Origin of the sequence: Methanobrevibacter ruminantium (assembly GCF_016294135.1) — an archaeon.
Lineage (GTDB): Archaea > Methanobacteriota > Methanobacteria > Methanobacteriales > Methanobacteriaceae > Methanobrevibacter > Methanobrevibacter ruminantium_A.
In genome coordinates, this window is the sequence record NZ_JAEDCO010000001.1 from 142,704 (window position 1) to 164,415 (window position 21,712).

The 21,712-nt window shown below is 33.5% G+C and carries 24 protein-coding genes, 1 tRNA gene and 1 pseudogene; 8 read left to right on the forward strand and 18 right to left on the reverse strand.

What is annotated here, in order from left to right:
* Positions 1 to 28: 28 nt before the first annotated feature.
* Positions 29 to 892, reverse strand: coding sequence for a diaminopimelate epimerase (gene dapF, locus VW161_RS00725; protein ID WP_295608226.1), 864 nt, complete (start codon positions 890 to 892; stop codon positions 29 to 31).
* Positions 893 to 908: 16 nt separating this feature from the next.
* Complete coding sequence (lysA, locus tag VW161_RS00730; protein WP_304087696.1) at positions 909 to 2,192, reverse strand: diaminopimelate decarboxylase; 1,284 nt, start codon at positions 2,190 to 2,192, stop codon at positions 909 to 911.
* Between the two features lie 188 nt (positions 2,193 to 2,380).
* On the opposite strand from lysA, the gene VW161_RS00735 reads away from it, so the two are divergent.
* Positions 2,381 to 2,818: an NUDIX hydrolase gene (locus VW161_RS00735; protein ID WP_304087694.1), complete on the forward strand. Its 438-nt coding sequence runs from the start codon at positions 2,381 to 2,383 to the stop codon at positions 2,816 to 2,818.
* Between the two features lie 67 nt (positions 2,819 to 2,885).
* Here the strand turns inward: VW161_RS00735 and VW161_RS00740 are convergent, their stop codons facing one another.
* The 6 genes from VW161_RS00740 to VW161_RS00765 all read right to left on the reverse strand — a co-directional run bounded on the left by VW161_RS00740 (position 2,886) and on the right by VW161_RS00765 (position 9,185).
* Positions 2,886 to 3,530: a YczE/YyaS/YitT family protein gene (locus VW161_RS00740; RefSeq protein ID WP_304087692.1), complete on the reverse strand. Its 645-nt coding sequence runs from the start codon at positions 3,528 to 3,530 to the stop codon at positions 2,886 to 2,888.
* Between the two features lie 116 nt (positions 3,531 to 3,646).
* On the reverse strand, positions 3,647 to 4,636 hold the full coding sequence (locus VW161_RS00745; RefSeq protein WP_304093504.1) for an oxidoreductase: 990 nt from the start codon (positions 4,634 to 4,636) through the stop codon (positions 3,647 to 3,649).
* 153 nt (positions 4,637 to 4,789) lie between these two features.
* On the reverse strand, positions 4,790 to 5,791 hold the full coding sequence (locus tag VW161_RS00750; protein WP_304093502.1) for an oxidoreductase: 1,002 nt from the start codon (positions 5,789 to 5,791) through the stop codon (positions 4,790 to 4,792).
* A gap of 58 nt (positions 5,792 to 5,849) precedes the next feature.
* Positions 5,850 to 6,623 (reverse strand): ABC transporter ATP-binding protein, encoded by a 774-nt coding sequence (locus VW161_RS00755; protein ID WP_304087684.1) that lies wholly within the window; start codon positions 6,621 to 6,623, stop codon positions 5,850 to 5,852.
* Between the two features lie 8 nt (positions 6,624 to 6,631).
* The gene (locus VW161_RS00760) at positions 6,632 to 7,714 is read right to left on the reverse strand and encodes an ABC transporter permease (protein WP_304087682.1); all 1,083 of its coding nucleotides are present in this window, start codon (positions 7,712 to 7,714) and stop codon (positions 6,632 to 6,634) included.
* A 295-nt stretch (positions 7,715 to 8,009) separates the two neighbouring features.
* Positions 8,010 to 9,185: an aspartate aminotransferase family protein gene (locus VW161_RS00765; protein ID WP_304102739.1), complete on the reverse strand. Its 1,176-nt coding sequence runs from the start codon at positions 9,183 to 9,185 to the stop codon at positions 8,010 to 8,012.
* Positions 9,186 to 9,415: 230 nt separating this feature from the next.
* Here VW161_RS00765 and VW161_RS00770 point away from each other — a divergent pair, with 230 nt between their 5' ends.
* Positions 9,416 to 10,459 (forward strand): aldo/keto reductase, encoded by a 1,044-nt coding sequence (locus VW161_RS00770; RefSeq protein ID WP_304087678.1) that lies wholly within the window; start codon positions 9,416 to 9,418, stop codon positions 10,457 to 10,459.
* A gap of 142 nt (positions 10,460 to 10,601) precedes the next feature.
* The gene (locus VW161_RS00775; protein WP_304089243.1) at positions 10,602 to 11,030 is read left to right on the forward strand and encodes a peptidylprolyl isomerase; all 429 of its coding nucleotides are present in this window, start codon (positions 10,602 to 10,604) and stop codon (positions 11,028 to 11,030) included.
* Positions 11,031 to 11,217: 187 nt separating this feature from the next.
* Here the strand turns inward: VW161_RS00775 and VW161_RS00780 are convergent, their stop codons facing one another.
* Positions 11,218 to 11,352 (reverse strand): hypothetical protein, encoded by a 135-nt coding sequence (locus tag VW161_RS00780; RefSeq protein ID WP_295608249.1) that lies wholly within the window; start codon positions 11,350 to 11,352, stop codon positions 11,218 to 11,220.
* 155 nt (positions 11,353 to 11,507) lie between these two features.
* On the opposite strand from VW161_RS00780, the gene VW161_RS00785 reads away from it, so the two are divergent.
* The 3 genes and pseudogenes from VW161_RS00785 (at position 11,508) to VW161_RS00790 (ending at position 12,980) form a co-directional block, all read left to right on the forward strand.
* Positions 11,508 to 12,188 carry a TIGR00266 family protein gene (locus tag VW161_RS00785; RefSeq protein WP_295608251.1) on the forward strand — a complete coding sequence of 227 codons (681 nt, stop codon included), beginning with the start codon at positions 11,508 to 11,510 and terminating at the stop codon, positions 12,186 to 12,188.
* 255 nt (positions 12,189 to 12,443) lie between these two features.
* Positions 12,444 to 12,500: pseudogene (locus VW161_RS08900) on the forward strand (hypothetical protein); the annotation flags it as partial.
* A 75-nt stretch (positions 12,501 to 12,575) separates the two neighbouring features.
* Entirely contained in the window at positions 12,576 to 12,980 is a 405-nt protein-coding gene (locus VW161_RS00790) for a hypothetical protein (RefSeq protein ID WP_304102735.1), read from the forward strand.
* Positions 12,981 to 13,328: 348 nt separating this feature from the next.
* On the opposite strand, the gene VW161_RS00795 is transcribed toward VW161_RS00790, so the two are convergent.
* The 3 genes from VW161_RS00795 to VW161_RS00805 form a co-directional block, all read right to left on the reverse strand.
* Positions 13,329 to 14,345 carry an SLC13 family permease gene (locus VW161_RS00795; protein WP_325192635.1) on the reverse strand — a complete coding sequence of 339 codons (1,017 nt, stop codon included), beginning with the start codon at positions 14,343 to 14,345 and terminating at the stop codon, positions 13,329 to 13,331.
* Positions 14,346 to 14,517: 172 nt separating this feature from the next.
* Positions 14,518 to 15,909: an MFS transporter gene (locus VW161_RS00800; RefSeq protein WP_325192636.1), complete on the reverse strand. Its 1,392-nt coding sequence runs from the start codon at positions 15,907 to 15,909 to the stop codon at positions 14,518 to 14,520.
* A gap of 57 nt (positions 15,910 to 15,966) precedes the next feature.
* A complete protein-coding gene (locus tag VW161_RS00805) occupies positions 15,967 to 16,416 on the reverse strand; it encodes a MarR family winged helix-turn-helix transcriptional regulator (protein WP_304087440.1) in 450 nt (149 codons plus the stop codon).
* A gap of 213 nt (positions 16,417 to 16,629) precedes the next feature.
* Between VW161_RS00805 and dtd the strand changes: the two genes are divergently transcribed.
* Positions 16,630 to 17,073, forward strand: a complete 444-nt coding sequence (dtd, locus tag VW161_RS00810) for a D-aminoacyl-tRNA deacylase (protein WP_304093491.1) — start codon at positions 16,630 to 16,632, stop codon at positions 17,071 to 17,073.
* Between the two features lie 73 nt (positions 17,074 to 17,146).
* Here dtd and VW161_RS00815 read toward each other — a convergent pair whose 3' ends face one another.
* Genes VW161_RS00815 through hisF form a run of 4 tightly spaced genes read right to left on the reverse strand, consistent with a single transcriptional unit; the run spans position 17,147 to position 20,352 of the window.
* On the reverse strand, positions 17,147 to 18,001 hold the full coding sequence (locus VW161_RS00815) for a succinylglutamate desuccinylase/aspartoacylase domain-containing protein (RefSeq protein WP_304087436.1): 855 nt from the start codon (positions 17,999 to 18,001) through the stop codon (positions 17,147 to 17,149).
* Positions 18,002 to 18,033: 32 nt separating this feature from the next.
* Complete coding sequence (locus VW161_RS00820; protein ID WP_304087434.1) at positions 18,034 to 18,354, reverse strand: hypothetical protein; 321 nt, start codon at positions 18,352 to 18,354, stop codon at positions 18,034 to 18,036.
* Positions 18,355 to 18,395: 41 nt separating this feature from the next.
* Entirely contained in the window at positions 18,396 to 19,475 is a 1,080-nt protein-coding gene (locus tag VW161_RS00825) for a DNA glycosylase (RefSeq protein ID WP_304087431.1), read from the reverse strand.
* Between the two features lie 43 nt (positions 19,476 to 19,518).
* On the reverse strand, positions 19,519 to 20,352 hold the full coding sequence (hisF, locus tag VW161_RS00830; RefSeq protein WP_304087429.1) for an imidazole glycerol phosphate synthase subunit HisF: 834 nt from the start codon (positions 20,350 to 20,352) through the stop codon (positions 19,519 to 19,521).
* Between the two features lie 265 nt (positions 20,353 to 20,617).
* On the opposite strand from hisF, the gene VW161_RS00835 reads away from it, so the two are divergent.
* Positions 20,618 to 20,693 (forward strand) — tRNA-Arg (locus tag VW161_RS00835).
* 74 nt (positions 20,694 to 20,767) lie between these two features.
* Here VW161_RS00835 and VW161_RS00840 read toward each other — a convergent pair.
* Both VW161_RS00840 and VW161_RS00845 read right to left on the reverse strand, forming a co-directional pair.
* On the reverse strand, positions 20,768 to 20,935 hold the full coding sequence (locus VW161_RS00840; protein WP_304087427.1) for a hypothetical protein: 168 nt from the start codon (positions 20,933 to 20,935) through the stop codon (positions 20,768 to 20,770).
* 69 nt (positions 20,936 to 21,004) lie between these two features.
* The gene (locus VW161_RS00845) at positions 21,005 to 21,700 is read right to left on the reverse strand and encodes a M48 family metallopeptidase (protein ID WP_304087425.1); all 696 of its coding nucleotides are present in this window, start codon (positions 21,698 to 21,700) and stop codon (positions 21,005 to 21,007) included.
* Positions 21,701 to 21,712: the final 12 nt, after the last annotated feature.

Consider the following 21,712-nt stretch of genomic DNA (forward strand, 5'->3'; position numbering starts at 1 on the left):
AGAAAAATTTATTTAAAATTAAATAAATTTATTGGATTTCAGCATTGAAGACCAATGCTGCAGGTCCTTTCATGAATGCTCCGAGTTCTCCGTCCTCTTCATAGACATTAAACTCTAAGTCTCCACCAGGTAAGTGAAGAAGAACTTCATTATCAAAAAGACCTAATTTTACACCAGCAAGGGCCGTTGAAGTTGCACCGGTACCACATGCAAGTGTAACACCAGCACCACGTTCCCAAGTTCTCATTTTTCCTTCATTCTTGCTTATAACTTCAACAAAATGAACATTGATCTTTTCTGGGAATACTTCATGGCATTCAATAGCTGGGCCATATTTGTCAATGTCAATAGCATCAACATCATCAACAAAGAGGATTGCATGAGGATTTCCAACATTGACACAAGTTGCCTTGAAGGTGGTGTCAATAACATCAAGGTCACCGTCGACAAACTCCTCTGAATCTGCAATCATTGGAATTTGTGGAACTTTGAATGTTGATTTGCCCATATTGACCTTAAAGAGAACAGGTTCACCATCTTCTACAGTAATTTCAATGGTCTTGATACCTGATTTGGTTTCAACGGTCATTGTTTCCTTTTCAACGATTTTATTTCTGTAAACGAAATCTCCGAAACAACGGATACCATTTCCACACATTTCAGCTTCAGATCCATCTGGATTGAACATCCTGTATCCAATGTCTGCCACTTCAGATGGCACTACAAATAATACTCCATCTCCACCCACACCAAAGTTTCTGTGGCATAATTGTCTGCATGCTTCAGCTTTGTCTGCTTCTGGAATTTGTTCCCCTTGACTTTCATCTATAATAGGGAAATCATTACCGATACCATGCATTTTAGAGAATTTTAAACCTTTTAAATCTACCATTCTATCACCTTAACATCTATTGTAAGTGGTCAGGAACAGATTGTTTTTCAAAGATGTCATCGTAGCTTTGTGCTTCACGGATTACGAAAGACTCTCCATTTTTAACAAGAATCTCTGCTGGAAGAGGTCTTGAGTTGTAATTGGAAGCCATAGTGTAACCGTATGCACCAGCATTCAAGATTCCTAAAATGTCTCCTTCTTCAATATCTGGAAGAGGTCTGTCTCTTGCAAACAAGTCACCGGATTCACAGACATTTCCTGCAACATCCACTTCTTGAGTTGGCTCTTCATTCATTTTGTTTGCAACTACAATGTGATGGTAGGAATCATACATAGCAGGTCTGAGCAAGGTGTTGAATCCAGCATCTACACCGATGAATTTTCTGTAGCTTTCCTTTACACTGTTTACTTCAACTAAAATAACAGAAGCGTCACCTACAATGTATCTGCCTGGTTCAAGGTATAAGGTAGGTTCTCCCATATCAAACTCTTCTAATTTTTCTTTGAATAATTTGACGTTTTCTTCTGCAAAGTGTTCCAAGTCAAGCAATTCTTCATCAGGAGTGTATGGAATTCCAACTCCTCCACCGAAGTCAATGAATTCAAAGTCAATTCCTGCTTCTTGGTGAACTTTTCCTGCAATGTTCATAGTGGATTCAATAGCTAATTTGAATGGTTCTGGGTCTAAAATACCTGAACCGATGTGAGAGTGCATACCTACAGGTTCAAATCCTAATTCCTTAGCTAATTTGTAAATCTCTACAGCTTCGGTTTCCATAATACCGAATTTACTCATTTCTCCACCGGTAATGCAGTGACCGTGGTGACCAGCACCTACCATAGGGTTTACTCTGAATGAGATTTTTTTGCCATTAGGATCAATGCTTTCTGCAAGTCTTTTAAGTGCGGAAACTGAGTCAATGTTCAAGATTACATCTTCACTGTTTACGTAATCCATTTCATCGTTTCTAATGTTGTTTCCTGTAAATAGGATTCTGTCTCCAGAGAATCCCATTTTTTTACAGATGTATACTTCTCCAGGAGATACAGCATCAATGCAACATCCTTCTTCCTCAAGGATTTTTAAAACAGCGATGTTTGTATTTGCTTTACAAGCATAGAATACTTTGAATTTAGGATAAAATTTAGTGAAAGCGTTATAGAATCTGTTGTAGTTGTCCCTAATTCTTTCTTCATCAATTACATAGATAGGAGTGCCATACTGTTCTACAAGATCACATGCATCAGCACCGCCAATATCTAAATGGCCTTTGTCATTTATTTTTATATTTAAATCCATTTTGTGCCTCCGATAAAAATAATATATAATGAATAATTATCTTTAATAATTATCTATAATAATCTAAAAATAAGTTTTCAATAAAATTCTATTTAAACTAATATATAAAATTATTTAAGGAAATTGATTCTCCGACGAAAAATTAATTTTATTAGGAAATTGAAACAAATAATACTATAGGTGAGAAAATGAATGGTAAAAAGGACTGGGGATTGACTGTAAGAGGAGTAGTTAGAGAAGGAGATAAGATACTAATCCTTAGAAGACATCCAAAATCAAGAAACAATCCTCATAAGTATGAGCTTCCTGGAGGAAAAGTGGATCCTGGCGAGTTCTTTGATGTGGCATTGATAAGGGAATTCAAGGAAGAGACTAACCTTGATGTTAATATAGAAAGCTTGTTTGAAGTTGTTCAAGATGAATTCATAAGCAGAAGAACAAATCAACCAATAAGCACAGTTCAATTGATGATGAATCTTGAAATATTGAGTGGAGAGCTTCAGATAAGCGATGAGCATGATGATTTCAAATGGGTAAGCAATGAAGAATTAAAAGAGCTTTACAATGAGGATATGATTACTCCTACACTTAGAAAAACTTTAGAAAAAAGAGATTTTGAGATTTGAATAAATCCCATTATCTTTTTTAGTCTCTTAACTTTTTTTAATCTTAAAATTTTTTAAATTAAGCATACTATTTTTCATATAAGCGTCCAACATAAGGATTTAAATGAGTTTGAATAACCTTTACAATAGGCCCAATTATTAGAGCAGAAATGATTGTCCCTTCACGGACTCCTGCAAGGTATCCCAAGAATACAATTGACAAAACAGCTGCGGTAATTACAAAACTAGTATCAACAAAAGGTTTTACCTTTGGAAACTCCTTTTTCAAAACCTTTGAAATGGCTACGATTATTCCATCCGGAGGAAGATAAACCACTTCCGTTTGAACCTCCAGCATCACACCAAAAGCAACCACTACACAGCTTAAGAGAAGTGTTGCAAATTGACTTAAATAATCTGCAGGATTCAAGAAACTTACCAACATCATTGAAAAGTCCAAGGTAAGGGAAAAGATTGTTCCCACGATTATCTGAAGATACTGTCTCTTTTCAAATCCGCTTCTTAGAAGGATTATCTGTACAGCTATAAAAATAACATTAAAGATCAAGCATACTGTTCCAACACTCATTTTCAATATCAGACTTGAAACATAAGGAAGACAAATGATAGGGGAAGTCCCCAAATTTGCTTTTATTGATATTGCTCCACCTAAGGATATTAAAAACAGTGAAAATAAGTAAATGACGTATCTTGAAATCTTTTTTATTTGCATAAAATATAGTTTGCTTTAAAATACTTAAATAATTTTTTAAAAAAAATAAGGAAAATGTTGCAAAAAAGTAAAATAAAAAAGTAAAAGATAAAAGAAAAGATAAAATTATGAAAGAATTAATGATAACAAGTGCTTTTCTTAGTCCTATAGCAATTATTGCACATCAAGCATCTTGATTCTCCAGAGCCCTCCTCTTTCCAATTCTTTAGGAAATCATTCTCTGCTACAAATGGCCTGTACATGGACATGAATTCAATATTGGTTCTATTCAATAATTCATTCATATGTTCCATGTTTCTAAATCCGCCACCTACAATAACTGGAACCTTAACAGTATCAATCAATACATTGGTATAGTCAATCAATTCCTCTTCAGAAGATAATTTCTTAGTGAAATATAAAGGTGATAGAGGTCTTGTAACCTGTATGCTGTCAACACCTACCTTTTCAAGCAATTTACATGCTTCAATACTTTCTTTTGCATCAAAACCATCTTTTCTCTCATCAAATGTATTAACCTTACATGAAATGTGCAAATCCAAATTGTCTTTCATTACTTTAATCAATTCCAAAATCAATCTTAGCCTATTGAATACATTTCCACCATAATTATCCTCTCTTTGATTATAATAAGGATTGATCATCTTTGATAGGTAGAAATTATTTCCTAGGGATAATTGAATGCCATCAAAACCAGCATATTTCAACATTTGAGCAGATGAGATGATGTCTGATTGTATTTTCCTAATGTCTTCAATTGTTAAGTCATTTACGGGAATGTCCAAATCAATTCCCCAGTTATATTTGATGAATTCGACCTGACCTAAGATAGGAACATCATAATCATGACATATTTCAGAAATTTTCATTGCCATTTTCATGAAATTAGGATTATGCATCCTGCTTGAATGCTCAATAAATTTATCCTTGGGATAAATGGAAAATAGCTCAGAACTAATTAAACCTACACCACTTGAAGCTATTTTATCATAACGATCATAAATGGAATATGAGTCATTCTGTTGGGATTCCCATAATCCAGTTCTCATAATCCGACTGTTGAGACTTAAATCTCCTAATTTAACTTTATCAAATATGCTTTTCATACAAATTAATTAGGTAAAAATAGTATAAAAAAGACAAGTTATTTAAAACTTACTTATAAGATACTTCAATACATAAAAAAAAGCGCAAAAATAATAAAAATTAATAAAAACAGCACAAAAATAAAAAAGGAAAGAAAAAAGAGAAAAAATAGATTATTTAAATTTAAAACAAGTGCTCTCTTTTTTAGAGTAACAATTGTTACAGCTTTGACAAATTGAAACTCCATCACCATTTGCTTTCCAATCAGCTAAAAAGTCTGGCTGAGCAACAAATGGCTTGGACATGGATAAGAATTCCACTTTTGAATCATTTAAAACATCATTCATTGATTTCATATCCCTCATTGAACCGCCTAAAATGACTGGAACATCAATCTCATCAATCAATTTATCCACATACACAAGGAAAGGATTTCTATCATTGCCGTCATAAAGATAGGATATTGTCCTTGCAGTCAATTGAATGCTGTCAACACCTGCCTTTTCAAGTTCCTTTGCAACCTTGATACTTTCTTCAGGAGTCATTCCATTTTTCCTTACATCCCAAGGATTTATTCTGCAACTAACATGGAAATCCATAGTCTTTTTAAGAACCTTGATTATCTCAGAACAAATTCTTACACGATTTTCTGTATTTCCCCCATATTGGTCCTTTCTTTGGTTGAAATAAGGGTTGATGAACTTTGCAAGATAAAAATTGTTTCCAATGTCTATCTGCATACCATCAAAGCCTGCAAAAGAGAACTTTTTAGCTGCCATAATAACATCTGCCTGAAGACGTCTTATTCCTTCCAAGCTTATGTCATTTGCTTCAACCTTTTGATTCAATCCATCATTATAATAAAAGAATGCTAATTGGCCAAGAACAGGCACATCATGATTGTGGCAGATATCTGTAATTTCCTTATAATCCTTTACAAAACCCTTATAGTTCACATTATTGCAGTATTCAGCAAATCTGTCTCTTGGATCAAATACAAACATTTCTGAATTGATCAAACCTACACCGCTTTTAGCCATCTTTTCATATCTGTCAAAGACTTCACTCTTTAAAAATCCGCCAGCTTCTGTTTGTCTTTCCCAAGTCCCTGTTCTTATGATACGGCTTTTTAACTTTAAATCCCCTAAACTACATTCATCAAATATATCTTTCATAATTATCACTATATTCTATTAGAAATTAAAATATTAAAAAAATAGAAAGAAGAAAATACTAGTAATTGTATTTATCCTCTATTATTTGACCATCTTTGATCTTTATGGTTCTTTCTGCCAAAGCAGCAACACCATTATCGTGTGTAACTATAATTAAAGTCACATTATAACGCTCATGCATTTCCATAAGCAAATTCAATATCATTTCTCCTGTTTTTGAATCAAGAGAACCTGTTGGTTCATCTGCTAAGATAATGGAAGGGTTATTTACCAATGCCCTTGCAATAGCTACCCTTTGACGTTGACCACCAGACAACTTATTAGGCCTTTGCTTTTTCTTATCCTCCAATCCTACAGCACGAATAATTTCGCTTGCCTTTTCCTTCATCTCCTTATTGGACATTCCGGTAGGGAGTAATGGAATCTGAACATTGTCAAAAACGGACAAGTTAGGAATAAGGTTATGCAATTGGAAAACAAAACCTATTTTTTCCTGTCTGAATTCGCTTAAATCCTTCTCTTTAACAAGGTCGATGCCATCGATATAAATCTTTCCTCTAGTAGGCTTATCCAAAGCCCCAAGCATATTTAGGAGTGTTGATTTTCCAGAACCTGAAGGTCCAATGATGGACACGAATTCCCCTTCAAAGATATCCAGGTTTACTCCATTCAATGCCTTAACAGTTCCTTTGTCGTACTCCTTTACAACATCAAATAGGCTGATTAATGGCTCTTCATAATAATATTCCTCGCCATCCTCACCGATGAAGGTTTCATTATAGATATACTCCTCATCAGGATATGCATTCTCATTTTCTATGTAACCATCCATAAAATCACCTATTCATACCTCAATGCTTCTGTTGGAGCAAGCTTGGATGCCTTATAAGCAGGATAGATTCCACCGATTATTCCAACGATAATTGTAATTCCAAATGCAAGAATGAAAGTCTTAGGAGAGTAACCCAATGCAAAATCTGTAACATTAAATAATCTAAGACCCACTTCAGGTATCAATATTCCAAATATTGATCCGACTATTCCGGATAAGGTTGTCAGTACCAATGTCTCCCCTAGAATCATGGTTAAGATCTTTCTTGATTTCCAACCAACTGACTTTAAAACACCGATTTCCTTTGTCCTCTCATAAACTGCCATGACCATGGTATTTATGATTCCAATAGCTCCTACAATAATTGCAAGAGCTGAAACTGCAAGGGTGGCGGTATCCAATATTCCTAAAACATCATCGGCTATTGAAGAGATTTCCTCACTGGTCAATGTTGTAAAGTTTTCATAATCCTCTTCAATCTTTTCACTGATTGCTGAATCGTTTACATCTTCACCTGTTTTAACAAGGATACGTGAAACTCCATCCTTATCTGTTATATCCTGCAAAGTATCCAATGGGACATAAATTCCACTGTCTACAAATGGGCTTCCAGTCTCAAAGATTCCTGAAACATTAAATTCCTTGCCTTGTAGGGTAATGTCATCTCCACGACTTACATTATTTAGTTCAGCATATTCCGCTCCAACAATTGCATCTCTAGAGCCATTTTCATACACTTTTCCATCAATGCTCTTAATCCCCATCATATAAAGTTTCTCAGGTGCCAATCCTACAACAGTGGTTGCAAAACTGTTTCTGGAATCTGAACTGCCTGATTTCAGCCGATCCATATTCATTTCAGTAACCGTTAGCGAACCAGCAGCATCTATGACTCCAGTCCTATTTTTCATCTCTTCAACTATTTCACTGTCTATCATACCTGTGTTTGTGCTGACAGAACTGGAATTGCTAACTGTTATCTCAGCACCAACATCATTCAGCGAAGTTTGAACTGAGTCCTCCATTCCAGTGGTAATAAGGCCCAATGCCACAATAGTGGTAATCCCTATAGCAATGCCAATAATGGACAATGCACTACGGGTCTTATTCCTAAATGGATTTTTTAAAATTAAATTAATGAATCTTATAATAACATCCCCTTATAAATAATTATTATTTTACTTTTTAAATAATTAAACTTAACTAAAAAATTATTGAATATTAAGTAAATTAAGTTTAAATAATAATGATAAAAAGGATTAAAATAACTATTTGAGTGATCTAAAGATTAAAAAAGAAAAAACAGACAAAACTAGGAAATAATAGATAAGTAAATAAAAGAATAAAATAGATAGAAAAAGAAAAATTAAGAAAAAAGAGACTTGCTTAAAGGGAAGCGAATACCTTATCAAGTGCTTCCACAAGTGCATCAATTTCCTCTTCATTAACCACTAAAGGAGGAGCAAACCTTAATACGTTTCCTGCGGTACAATTAATCAAGAATCCTTCTTCAAGCATTTTGCCAACTATATCTGCTCCTTCAAAGTTAAGTTCCAAACCTACCAAAAGACCAGAGCCTCTTGCATCGGTAATGAACTCATATTTCTCTTTCAATTCAGCTAATTTTTTAAGGAAGTATTCTCCCATTTCCTTACTGTGCTCAACAAGGTTTTCCTCTTCAAAGACATCAAAAACAGCATTTGCTGCCGCACCTGCAAGAGGACTTCCTGCAAAGGTTGTACCATGGTCACCAGGTACAAAACCGCCAGCAACATCCTCTTTTGCCAAGAATGCAGCCATTGGGAATCCTCCACCAATACCTTTAGCTACAGTCATGATATCTGCATCTATGCCGAATAATTCATGAGCAAACAATGCACCACATCTTCCGAAACCTGATTGCACTTCATCTACAATGATTAATACTCCTTTTTCCTTACATAAGTCATTTAATCCTTTGTAGAACTCTTCGCTTGCTACATGAACACCACCTTCACCTTGAACAGGCTCAATGATAATAGCTGCAGTGTTTTCAGTGATTGCTTCCTTAACACTGTCCAAATTGCCGAATTCAACTTTCTTGAATCCTCTTGGCAAGTTTTCTGTGTAAGGTGCACTGTATTCTGGGTGGTCTGTTACAGATAAGGTCAAGAATGTTCTTCCGTGGAATGAGTCTCCGCAGAACAATACTTCATGCTTGCCGCTGTATTTGATTGCAAGCTTAAGTGCACCCTCATTAGCTTCAGCACCGGAGTTTGCAAAGAAGATTCTGTCAAAATTGGTTGCATCCACCAATCTTTTAGCATAAAGTGTAGCAGGTTCATTATAGTAAATGCTTGAAATGTGAATGAGCTTTTCAGCTTGATCTTGAATAGCTTTCACAAGCTTAGGATGATTGTGGCCTAAACAGTTTACAGCAATCCCTGCCAAAAAGTCCAAATACTCGTTACCGTCAATATCCCATACCTTAACTCCTTCTCCATGGTCAAGGACAATTGGGACTCTATTAAATGTATTAATGAAATATTTATCTTCAATATCAATGATTTCTTGTGTTTTCATGAAAATTCCCCTCATTTTTAATTTTTTAATGAACAGATAATTGTTAGTTAAATAATCGTTAATAAGATTAAAATCAAAAATTTTTGCCTATTAAAGATTGAACACAATTATATTTATAGTTTATTATATAAAAGAATAAGTAATGAAAAGATATATGGAATTAGAAATGTAGTGATAAGAAATAGGATAAATTCCATAATATATCACATATTCATATTGGGATTGATTATATGGCACAGATAATACTAGGCAAAACTGGACTGAAAATAGAAAAGAATGGTTTTGGAGCTCTTCCTATCCAAAGGACTTCATTTGATGAAACTAAAGAGATCGTTCAAAAGGCTTATGCTAATGGAATTAACTTTTATGATACTGCAAGAGCATACACCGATAGTGAAGAAAAGCTAAACTATGCCTTTGAAGGATTCAATGATAAATATCCGAGGGAAAGCATCATAATAGCTACAAAAACCCAAGGGGAAAACAGAAAGGATATAGAAAAGGACATTAAAACAAGCCTTGACAATCTTGGCACTGATTACATTGACCTTTATCAAATCCACAACCCATCATTCTGCCCTACTGAAGGTGATGGAAGTGGGGCATATGATGCATTATTCGATCTTTATGATGAAGGAATCATAAGACACATCGGCTTTACCTCCCATAAGGCAGAGCTTGCTATGGAAGCTATTGAAAGTGGATTGTACGAAACAATCCAATTCCCATTCTCCTACCTTACAGGCCCTAAGGAACTTGCCATTGTTGAGATGGCAAGGGCGAACAATGTAGGTTTCATTGCAATGAAAGCTATGAGTGGAGGATTGATTGGAAGCTCTAAAGCGGCTTATGCTTACATAAATAGCTTTGATAATGTAGTTCCTATCTGGGGAGTTCAAAGAATGTCTGAACTTGATGAGTTCCTATCCTATATGAAAGATGAACCAACTCTTGATAACGAATTGGAGGAAATAATCAAAAATGAAAGAGAGGAGTTGCAAGGAGATTTCTGCAGAGGCTGCGGATACTGCATGCCTTGTCCTGAAGGAATTGAAATATTCCAATGCGCAAGAATGTCCTTATGGATTAGAAGATTCCCATCAGCTCCAAGCTTGACTCCAGAGTCTCAAGAAAAGATGAAGAAGATTGAAGAGTGTACAGAATGCAAGCAATGCGTAAGCAGATGCCCATACGAATTGGACATCCCAGAGCTCTTAAAGAAAAACTATGAAGACTACAAAAAGATCTTATCTGGCGAGATAAAAGTAGATTAATTTTAATTTAAAATAGTTTAAATATTAAGTAAAATAAATTATAAATAGTATTTTTTAAAATATGTTTTAAAAATATGTCTTAAAAATATGTTTTAAACTAAATAAAAAAATAACTATCATTAAACAATTGAAACGTGATATAATGAAAAAAGCAATTATTGAAACTGAAAAAGGAGATATCGTATTGGAATTATTCCCTAATGAAGCTCCTGGAACTGTAGCAAACTTTGAAAAATTAGCTAATGAAGGATTTTATGACGGATTAACTTTCCACAGAGTAATTCCTAACTTTGTAATTCAAGGTGGATGTCCTATTGGTAACGGTACCGGAGGACCAGGATACACCATTAAATGTGAAACTGAAGGAAACCCACACAAACATGGAACTGGAGCATTATCTATGGCTCACGCAGGTAAAGACACTGGTGGAAGCCAATTCTTCATTACTCACAGTCCACAACCACACTTAGATGGTGTTCACACCGTATTCGGACAAGTTATCGAAGGTATGGATGTTGTAAATGCTATCCGTGCTGGAGACAAAATGTTAAAAGTAACCATTCAAGGTTAGATTAAAAATTAAAGCAGTTTTTAACTGCTACTTATTCTTTTTTTTAAGATTTTTTCATGCATTATTTAAATAAAAACTTTTTTTAAAAACATTACAATACTATAAAAATGAAAAAATAGAAGAGAAAAAATGAAAAAAATAAGATAAAAATTAAATAAAAATTAAAAAAATTAATAAGAAATCAAAATCAATAGCCATACTCTTCATCGGCTAAATCCAAATCATCAGGATTTCTAATCATATATCCGCATTCATGACATTTGTATGTATTGTAGTTGATCTCTTCAATAGCTTCAGAACCACATCTTGGACATCTTGCCATTAATCACCCTCCTTTAATGAATGATTATTTTATATGCTTTGCAGTTTATAAAACTTTCTAAAAAATTTCATCTCGAAGAAAAAATTTATTTATAAAAACAATTATATATTATTAAAATTAATACAAAATTAAATAAAAATAATAAAGGTGAAAATATGGAATATGAAATACGTGGAGGAGCTTTCCCTATTGTAATATGCACATTGCATGAAGGGGAAACCATTAAAAATGAAACGGGGGCAATGTCCTTTATGACCTCTGGAATGAAAATGGAAACCAATACTGGAGGAGGCCTTTTAAAAGGACTTGGAAGAGCATTGTCTGGAGATAGCTTATTCTTAAACTTCTTTACTGCAGAGAACGGCACCCAGCAAATAGGGTTCTCAACACGCAGCCCAGGAAAAATCATACCTTTCAAATTGGATGGCACCAATACCATAATCGGTCAGAAAAATGCATTCTTGGCTGCAGAAGACTCTGTTGAAATTGAGATATACTTTAAAAACAAACTTGGAACCGGAATATTCGGTGGTGAAGGATTTATCCTTCAAAAATTCTCTGGAGAAGGATTAGTATTCTTGGAAATTGATGGTGAAGTAATTGAACATGACCTCCAAGAAGGAGAAACCTTACTTTTAGATCCGGGACATCTCGCTGCAATGGAAGAAACTGTTGGATATGAGATTGAAAGAGTCAAAGGTGCTAAAAACATATTATTCGGTGAAGGACTCTTCTTCGCTAAAATACAAGGCCCAGGAAAAGTTTGGATTCAAACCATGCCTATCAGCAAATTAGCTGAAGCAATAATCCCATTTATTCCAACAAGCACTGGATAATAATGATAATGTAATAAAAAATTTTAAAAAGTTTATTATTTAATAAACTTTTTTTCTTTTTTAATATTTGAACCATCCAAAAATCAATATTAACTTCATTCCCTTTTTTTAATTTTTCTAAACAATTTATCTCATTATTTCTCGTCTTTTTTTAAAAAATTTTTAAACAACATTAAATAATATAAAATCATATCTATAATTATATTATTCGAAAAGGAAAACACAGAAGAAAAAATCATAACCTCTACTTTTAACATTGTTCAAAAAGAAGGTGTTCAAAAAGCAACAACTAAGAAAATAGCTGCTGAAGCCGGAGCGAATGAGGTAACTGTCTTTAGGAAATTTGAAAATAAAAAAAATCTCATAGAGGCTACTAAAGATTACTATATGTCAAAGCTTCTTTCCAGACTGGAAGAAACCTTCGATTATGATGAGGATGAAAGCATCGAAGATTATCTTAAACACTGTTTTCATGGAATTCTAGATTTTTCACAAGAGGATATTAGCATTATCCGAGTTGCTATGCAAGAAATTACAGGAGAAACAGATAAAAAACTTTTAATTTCCCACATCACTGATACAATTATCAATGAAATGGAAGAATTCTTTAAATTGCAATTGGAAAAAAGCGTTATAAAAAATGTTAACTCCAAAGCAATATCCGTAATGTGCTTTAGCATAATATTCCCATCCACTATTTTATGGCAGATATACGGAAACAATGCATATATTGAATCAGACATTTTCGCTGATGACTATCTCGATATCATCTTTAATGGAATAAAACCTTAATTAAAGACTAAATTACTACTTATTAATCAAATAACGACTATTTATCGTTGTTTTTAGCATTTTAACATGCAAGTAAGCACTTACATTCGAAAATCTTTATATAATAAGGTTTTTAAATATAGTAGTGTGAACTATAATCACACTATATCCAAAAAAGAATTCATATATTAGACCTTTAAAAATTCGTAAAAAATTAAAAAATTTGTTTAATTTTTTTATCAACCTTAATTACTGTAAGAAGTGTTTCTGCATCTATGATGTGGATCACTACAGTAATTCTATTTATAAAATACTTTTTTTCAATATAAAATTTCCTAAAAATAATAATTTATTTCTATTTTTTCAAGATCAATTAGTTAAAAAATATACTGCTAATAAAATTAAGAGCAAAGCTATATTCAGAACTGTGAATACTGTCAAATATCTGATTTTAAAATCATTGAACTCTCTAGCAAGTATCTTATATGAAATAAGATTAGCCATTGACGCAATGAGAGTGCCTAATCCCCCGATATTGATTCCAACAATAATGGATTCATAATTTGAACTGAAGCCACTGAGCAATATTGCAGCAGGAACATTTGAAATGACTTGTGATGAAATAATACCAAATATGACCTCATTACCTATAATCCATTGCTTAAATAGGGAATTGAAGAAAGGAATGCATTGCAGATTTCCTATCAAAACAAACAATGCAATAAATGTTAAAAGCAAGTAATAGTCCACACCTATAAACACCCTTTTCAAGAATCCTTCCCACTCAACTTCAATCTTTCCAAACCTTGGCAAACTGACTTCATCACTTGGAATAAAGAATGACAAAATAATCAAAAAGGCCACTGATACGATTATATAAGGCAGAAGCAGAAGGAAAAATGATTGAAATGGAATATGGGACACAGTATACATTACAATATTGTGTGGAGCCCCAATAGGAAGAACCATGCATCCCACATTTGCTGCAATGGTTTCTAAGCTAACTGCAAATATTATTAAGTCAACCCTTTCCATTTTCTTTAAGGCCAATAATGTAAATGGCACAAAAATAATCAGTGAAACGTCATTTGTAATAAAAATGGAACTGAAGAAGCAAGTGAAAACCAAGAACAAAACAAGTCCACGAGTGTTTTTAACTTTATCCAATAGCTTACGAACCAATATCTCAAATACAGACAGATTCTTTAAGATCTCCACTATAATCATTATTGCAAAAAGAAGAATGATTGTTTCCCAATTGATGTAATTCAAATAATCCTTATTTGGTAAAACAAAAAAGCATGAAACAATAGCCAATATCAAAGAAATGGAGAAGATTGTTTCCTTTTTAAAAAAGTTTAAAAATCCGTCTTTCAAATTATTCATAATATTATTTTAGTGAATATATTTAATAAAGTTTTAAAAAAAGTAAAGAAAGTTTAAAGAAATGCTAAAAACCAAAAAATGTTTGAAAAAATAAATAAAAAAGAAATACAAAAGAAATACAGTAAATGAAAAAAAGAAAAAAGGGAATATAATTAAAATAATTATATTCTCTCTAAGTTGGCCTATCTGTATTGAACTTATCTTTGGATCTTACACCAACCAATGAAGCAAATACAGCGAGGATACAAGCAACTGCACAGATTCCGCAAATGATTTGAGATGCTTGAACGACCATTCCAGCATATTTGGTTGCAAGAGGCAAGGTTCCCATGACCCAAGCGAATACAAGGGTAAGAAGACCTAAACTCATGGTCTGACCAATTGTCCTCATGGTTGCTTGAGATGCTGATGCTGTTGGAGCGTCTTTTGGTGGAACTGAACTCATGATTGCATTCATGTTTGGACTTGAGAATAGACCCATACCGATACCTTGAAGCACCATAGCTAAAATGACCAAGTAGATTGGAGTGTTTCCATTCAAGAATGTCAAAATCAACAGCGCTACGGTTGCAATTCCCATACCAATAGCTGCCAACTTTTGAGGATGTGTCCTATCTGAAAGCTTACCTGAATTAGGAGCTATGATTGCCATGATAATAGGTGTGATAATCAAGATCATACCAGCCATTTGAGCATCCCATCCCCTTACATACTGGAAGTGGTAATTCAATATTGTTGTAACTACCATAACTGCAATGTAACTGCATAAAGCTGCAATATTGGATGAAGTGAACTTCTTGTTTTTAAACAAGTTCATATTGAATACAGGAGATTTTTGCCTAAGCTCATAAGCTCCAAATACAACCAATATGATAAGTCCAAGAATAGTCAAGATAAGACCAGTGCTTGTTGTTAAAGTTGTGAATCCATAAATGAACAATAAAATTCCTATTCCATATAAGATGGAACCTATTGTATCGATTTTATCGTTTTCATATGTTTTCCATTCATCGGTAATTTTCCAAATCATAAGTGCAATACAGAGCACTAGGAATGGAATTACAAAGTAGAACATTGATCTCCATCCTAAGTTATGCACCAGGACCCCGCAGATTACAGGAGACAATGAAGTTGCCAAGTAAACACCAGTTACAGTAAACCCTAAAGCCTTGCCTCTGTTTTGAGGTTTAACAGCTTGAACTACCATTGCCATAGCGGACACATTCAAGAATGCCACACCTGCACCTTGAAGCATACGGAAAATCAGGAATGATTCTGTTGAAAATGAAAGCACCGCACCTATTGAAGCTAATAAGTAGAGCAATACTCCACCAAGCAGAGACCTCTTAACACCAAACTTACCTGATATCTGTCCTGCAGGAACTGTAAATACAGCAACCACAAGGAAGAATATGGTAGGAACCCAATTCTGAATAACGTTATTCATTGCAAATTCTTGTGCAATAGCCGGAACACCTATAATGATTCCATTGGATAAGAAAACCGCAAAGAATGAAGTGATGAATGACACCGCTATTACTACAGTTTCTAAATCAAATTTCATAACAATCCCTCTTTTATATACGTAAATCGTGAAATATATTATTAAATCTTTTAAAAATTATAAATCCTCAACTAACCTCATGCCATTGATGGCTATTTCCTTAATTCTTTCAATGACTTCCCAATCTTCTTCTGTTATTCCCACTTCCTTTTCCCAGCCCTTAGATATTTGCCTAACCTTAGGAACCAATTCGTCACCTTTGGAAGTGGTCTTTAACATGTATTTTCTTCTGTTTTTCGGATTGACTTCCCTTTTAATGAATCCATCATCCTCTAATTTCTTTAAGGATTTGGCAATGTTTCCCTTGCTTTGACCAGACATTACCACCAAATCATCCTGTGAAATGCAAGGGTTATCATAAATCATCATGATGTATCTCACTTCGTGACCTAAATCAAATTCAGCAATCTTTGACTTTAAGTATTTAAAATGATTTTTAGATAGATTATGAATCCATGCAACTAAAGGAGAGCTATTCATTATACCCTGAAAGCTTTCACTTTCCATTATTTCACCTAATTTAAAAATTTAACAAGTAATCACTTTCAAGATTATATTGTATTCTATATGATATAAATGTTTCATTTGAAACAGTTAATAATGAAACAGTGAAAAAACTGGAAAACTGAAAAAAATAAAAAATAAGAAACAATAGCTAAGAGTAAAATTTTAAATCATGAAAATTAAATAAGAATATATAGAGAATTTTGGAGAATAATAATGAAACTAGTCATTCAAAGAGTAACAAATGCCAGCGTAGAGGTTGAAGGGGAAATCACAGGCCAAATTGATGAAGGATTAATGGTTTTAGTCGGCTTTGGTCAGAAAGACACTGAAAAAGAAGTTGAATATTTAGCAAGAAAAATATGCAAACTCAGAATATTCCCTGATGATGAAGGTAGAATGAATAGGTCGGTGCAAGACATAGGCGGAAAACTTTTACTTGTTCCTCAATTTACATTATATGGAAAGACCAAAAAGAACAGGCCTTCATTCCATAAGGCATTGGCACCAGATGAAGCTACCAAATTATTTGATTACTTTGTAGAAAAATGCAGTGAAGATGTCCCATGCGAAACTGGAGTCTTTGGAGCATTCATGAAAGTAAGCCTATTGAACAATGGTCCAGTTACCATATTGCTTGAAAAAGAGTTTGAAGAATAAAAAATAAACAGTTAGTTTAATTTAAAAAAATAGCAATAATGCCATCTAGGCCTTAAATTTAAATCAAAGAATTTTATTGTATTTCAAGTGTTTTCATCATCAATAATGACTTGGAAACAGATCCTTTTTTAATCTTTCCATGAGGACTAAGGACTTCACAGGTTACAGCAGGAATTCCTTTCAAATTAACTTCGTCTTCTAAAGCTCCAGGATACTCCGCCCCCGACCTTTTATAAATTTTGTATTTGACTTTTGCATTTTTGGCAATATATTTAGCGATTGCTGCACTTTTTTTAGTTGGCTTATATGATCCAAAAACAAGATTCCTGCCTGGCTTTCCACCTGGTCTTGTAGCATGAAAATCACCATAATCATCACATTTGAACTTCTTGATTAGTTTGACTGTCTTATAGGAAGTGGTTCCTTTCTTATTAGCCTTTTTATTCAAGTGAACTCCTTTGTAATCCCTGACATTTGCTGCAGTTCCCTTAGGATTCATGAAAGGCATCACATAAACTGTTCCTTTAATGTAATGGGTCTCCAAATACTTAATCAATCTCATTGCAGCGACTTGATAAGGTATCTCATTACCATGGCATCCTGATGTAATGAATACAACTTTTCCGTTTCCTCCCTTGAATTTTATTACAGGAGTGCCTGATTTTGCAAGTTTAATTATATTCCTTACAAGCGCAGATTTCGGAACATTTGCCTTAATCCTTTTATTCTTTAAGACATTAACTCCTGATTTCCATTTGTAATTGGTTATTTTATAGTGATTCTTTACAATGCAGTAGTTTTTTCCGGAAATGCCGCTTGCATTATCATTGATTGCATATTTTCCTGCATTCAAGTTAAGATAAACATAAGCTATTCCACTGGCATTTGTGTAACGATTATATGTTTTTCCAGAAACCTTAAAAGTCACTAATCTATGATTAATAGCTTTTCCTTCATTATTCAGTACTTTAACAGAGAATTTGGCCTTTTTCCATATTGTGAACTGATATTTTTAGTGGATGAAAACTTATAATGGCCTTTTGAAGAATCAATGGTTGTATTGTTGCTTGCATTCCCTGTGGAATTGCCAGTAGCATCCAAAGAAATATCTGAATTAGCACTATCATTAGAGATTTCAGAAGTTTCAATTGATTGCTCCCCACTAACGACTTCCATACTTTCATTAGAATCATCAGAACATATCTCTTCAGCACTAACTGAAGACACCAATAAAAATAAGCTAATTCCGAATAATGCCAATGCTAAAAATAGTTTATTCATACAAAAACCCTTAATCCATTAAAATATAATCCATAAAAAAATTATTTCTTTATTTTTTCCATTAATCCTGACTTACGAGCATAATGGAATAAGTAGAGTTGAGCATAACCTGCATAATCTCCAAAGTGCTCAATTCCAAAATCTCTTGTCTTATCTGCAGAAATCTCCTCTCCATCAAAGTATAAATGGGAAACGATTCTTTTAATCCAGACATCAGAGGGAAATGCCTCTTTGAAACCGAATCCATACAATAAAATGCAATCTGCAACTTTAGGGCCTACACCCGGCATCTTTAAGATTAAATCAAATGCCTCATCATAATTCATATTAAAAATATCATTCAAATCCATTTCATCAAGAATCATTTGACTTGCCTTTTTCATATAAGGTGCCCTATAGCCAACACCACATGCCTTTAAATTATGAGTATAGCAATCTATTTCATAGCTATGCCCATCTGCATCAGCTTCCTCTATTGGAGTTTCATAAAAGTCCAGGAATTGATTTGGATTTGGGAATCCATAAAAAATTCCACTATCGAACTCAACTTTTTCACCCCAATTGCGCTTTATCTTATCAATTGATTTTGTCCAGCGTGCAATTGAATTGTTTGCAGAACATATTGAAGATATAATGCATTCAAATGGATCTTTTGCAATGAACAATCTCAAGCCATTACAGAAATCTACAGAAGGAGCTAATTTCTCATCATCCAATAGGAATTCATAGAATTTTTCCAAGTCAAAATCCAAGTCATAGATTTTGGTCAATTCCTTTTTGATTTCATTTTCGATGGTTTTGATTTCATTATTTGATAAATTATTTTTATCAAAAATATTAGAAAATTGACGATTTCCTACTTTTTTAGGAAACTCATATAGATAAGAAAATTCATTAAAATCGTATCTATCTTGTGATAGCTTTAAAAGAATTGGAAGGTTATTTAAATTAATAGTTTCATCAGTAAGTTCATTAATAATTAAAGGAACTTTTAAGTAAATTAATTCATTAAACTCATCCGTATCTCCAACTGAATTATGTTTCCATGGAGACTGAGAAGTTTGACCTGACTCTTGGGTCAACTTAATATTGATTAATGAATTGAATTGAAAACTAGACATGCCACCACTATCTTAAATCATTATCTTAAAAATGTTATGTAAACTAGAAAGTTTCCCTAATTGGAATTCCCTTTTCTTTCAAGAACTTTTTAACTACTGGAACTGGATACTCATCAAAGTGGAAAATACTTGCTGCGAGCGCTGCACTTGCGTCAGCTATTTCAAAAGCTTCAAGGATGTGCTGCGGATTACCTACACCTCCAGATGCAATTACTGGAATGTCCACATTATCGTTGATTGCTTTTGTAAGGACAAGATCATATCCGTCCTTGGTTCCGTCTCCATCCATTGAAGTGAGAAGAACTTCACCTGCACCTCTATCTTGACATTCCTGAGCCCAAGCTATGGCATCCATGCCAGTGAACTCCCTTCCACCATAGATACTGCAATCAAACCATACTTCACCTTGGTCTGTATCTACAATGGTCTTGCCTTTAGCAGCTTCCTTGTCTTCTTCAACATATCTTCTTTTAGCATCAATTCCTATTACAACCGCTTGAGAACCTACAACCTTAGATGCATCTGTCAATAGCTGAGGATTGTGAATGGCTGCAGTGTTTGTAGAGCATTTGTCTGCACCTGCCTTAAGCATGCGAGTGTAATCATCTACCTTTCTTATTCCTCCACCTACACAAATTGGAATGAATACGTTTTCAGTTAATCTTTCTATAACATCCACCATTGTTCCTCTGCGTTCATGGGAAGCGGTGATGTCCAAGATTACAATCTCATCTGCTCCATCTTCATAATATTTGGTAGCAAGCTCTACTGGATTTCCAGCATAACGGATTTGTTTAAATTCAACTCCCTTAACCACTCTGCCTTCCGGAACATGCAGGTCACAGTCTAAACAAGGAATAATTCTTTTAGTAAGCATGATAATCACAAATGTTAAAAATTCTAATTAAATTATATTTCATTTTAATAAATTTATTTAGTTAAATTTTATTAAATTATTAAAAATTCTATCTAACACTATTTTTATTTAATATAATTAATATTTTTAACTAAAAATAAAAATTTATTGTTAATAAAAACTAAAATTTTAAAAAAGATAATAAATAAACTAATATAGTAGATTAATAATGTTATTGAATAAATCAAATTATTAATCTAAAATGAAATAATAAACTGTTTCTTTTGGGCCTATAGTCTAGTCAGGATTATGACATGGGACTTCGGATCCCAAGGTCGGGGGTTCAAATCCCCCTAGGTCCGTTTAAAAAAAAAATAGCTATTTTTAAAAAATATTAAAAAAAAATAATATAAGAAACCATAGAAAGTCAAATTAATTATTCTATTGATTCTAAAATCAACTTTCCCTCATTAAAGAATACAATGTCTAATCCTTTTTCTATACATGCCTCTAGAATATCTTCCAATTTTTCATATCTGGCAAGTACTGTTGCATCATAATGAGTACTGTCTATTTTTATTAGTTTATAACCTAATACTTCCATCATATCACCCAAATTCTTTATACTTTTAATAGTATTGGTTTATATAAATGTTCTCTTTCTATTTTTCAATTATTGCTCTTCATTCAACAATTTCTTTATCTCTCTCCAGTTTGGACAGAAATTGTCCATAAGTGCCTTGAATCTTGGCCCATGATTGAATTCAATCAAGTGGCACAATTCATGAATCAATACGTATTCTGTGCAGATTGGCGGTTTTTTAGCCAATTTTATGTTTAAGGTAACTCTCTTATCCTTCCTGCAGTTTCCCCAATTCTTCATGTTTCTGATTTTAACTTCCTTTGGTTCCTTTCCAACAAAATAAGTGCACTTTTCAAGGAAATAGTCCAGATTTCTGTTCATTTCATCCCTATAAAGTTCAAATAATATCTTTTCTCTTTGCTTTATATTGGACCTTTTAGGAACTGGAAGATAAATTATTGACTTATCACTGTCATAAAAAGCTTTTTTAGCATCTTCATTGCTAATTAATTGAAGAGTGTATGGCTCCCCCCAAATATAGTGGGTTTCCCCATCCTTATATTTCACTTTAGGTTTTGATGGGTTTTCAAGCATCCTTGCCCTTGTATCCTTAATCCAATCTATTCTTGACAATACAAAATCAGTTATGGCTTCATCGGATAAACTCATTGGAGAAGAAACCTTAACAGTGCCATCAGGCTTGATTCGAAGGTATAGGTTCTTTATATTCTTCCTCTCTAGAATTATAGGAATTCCTTCAATTTCAATTTCTTCTCTTAATACCATATTATCACTTAA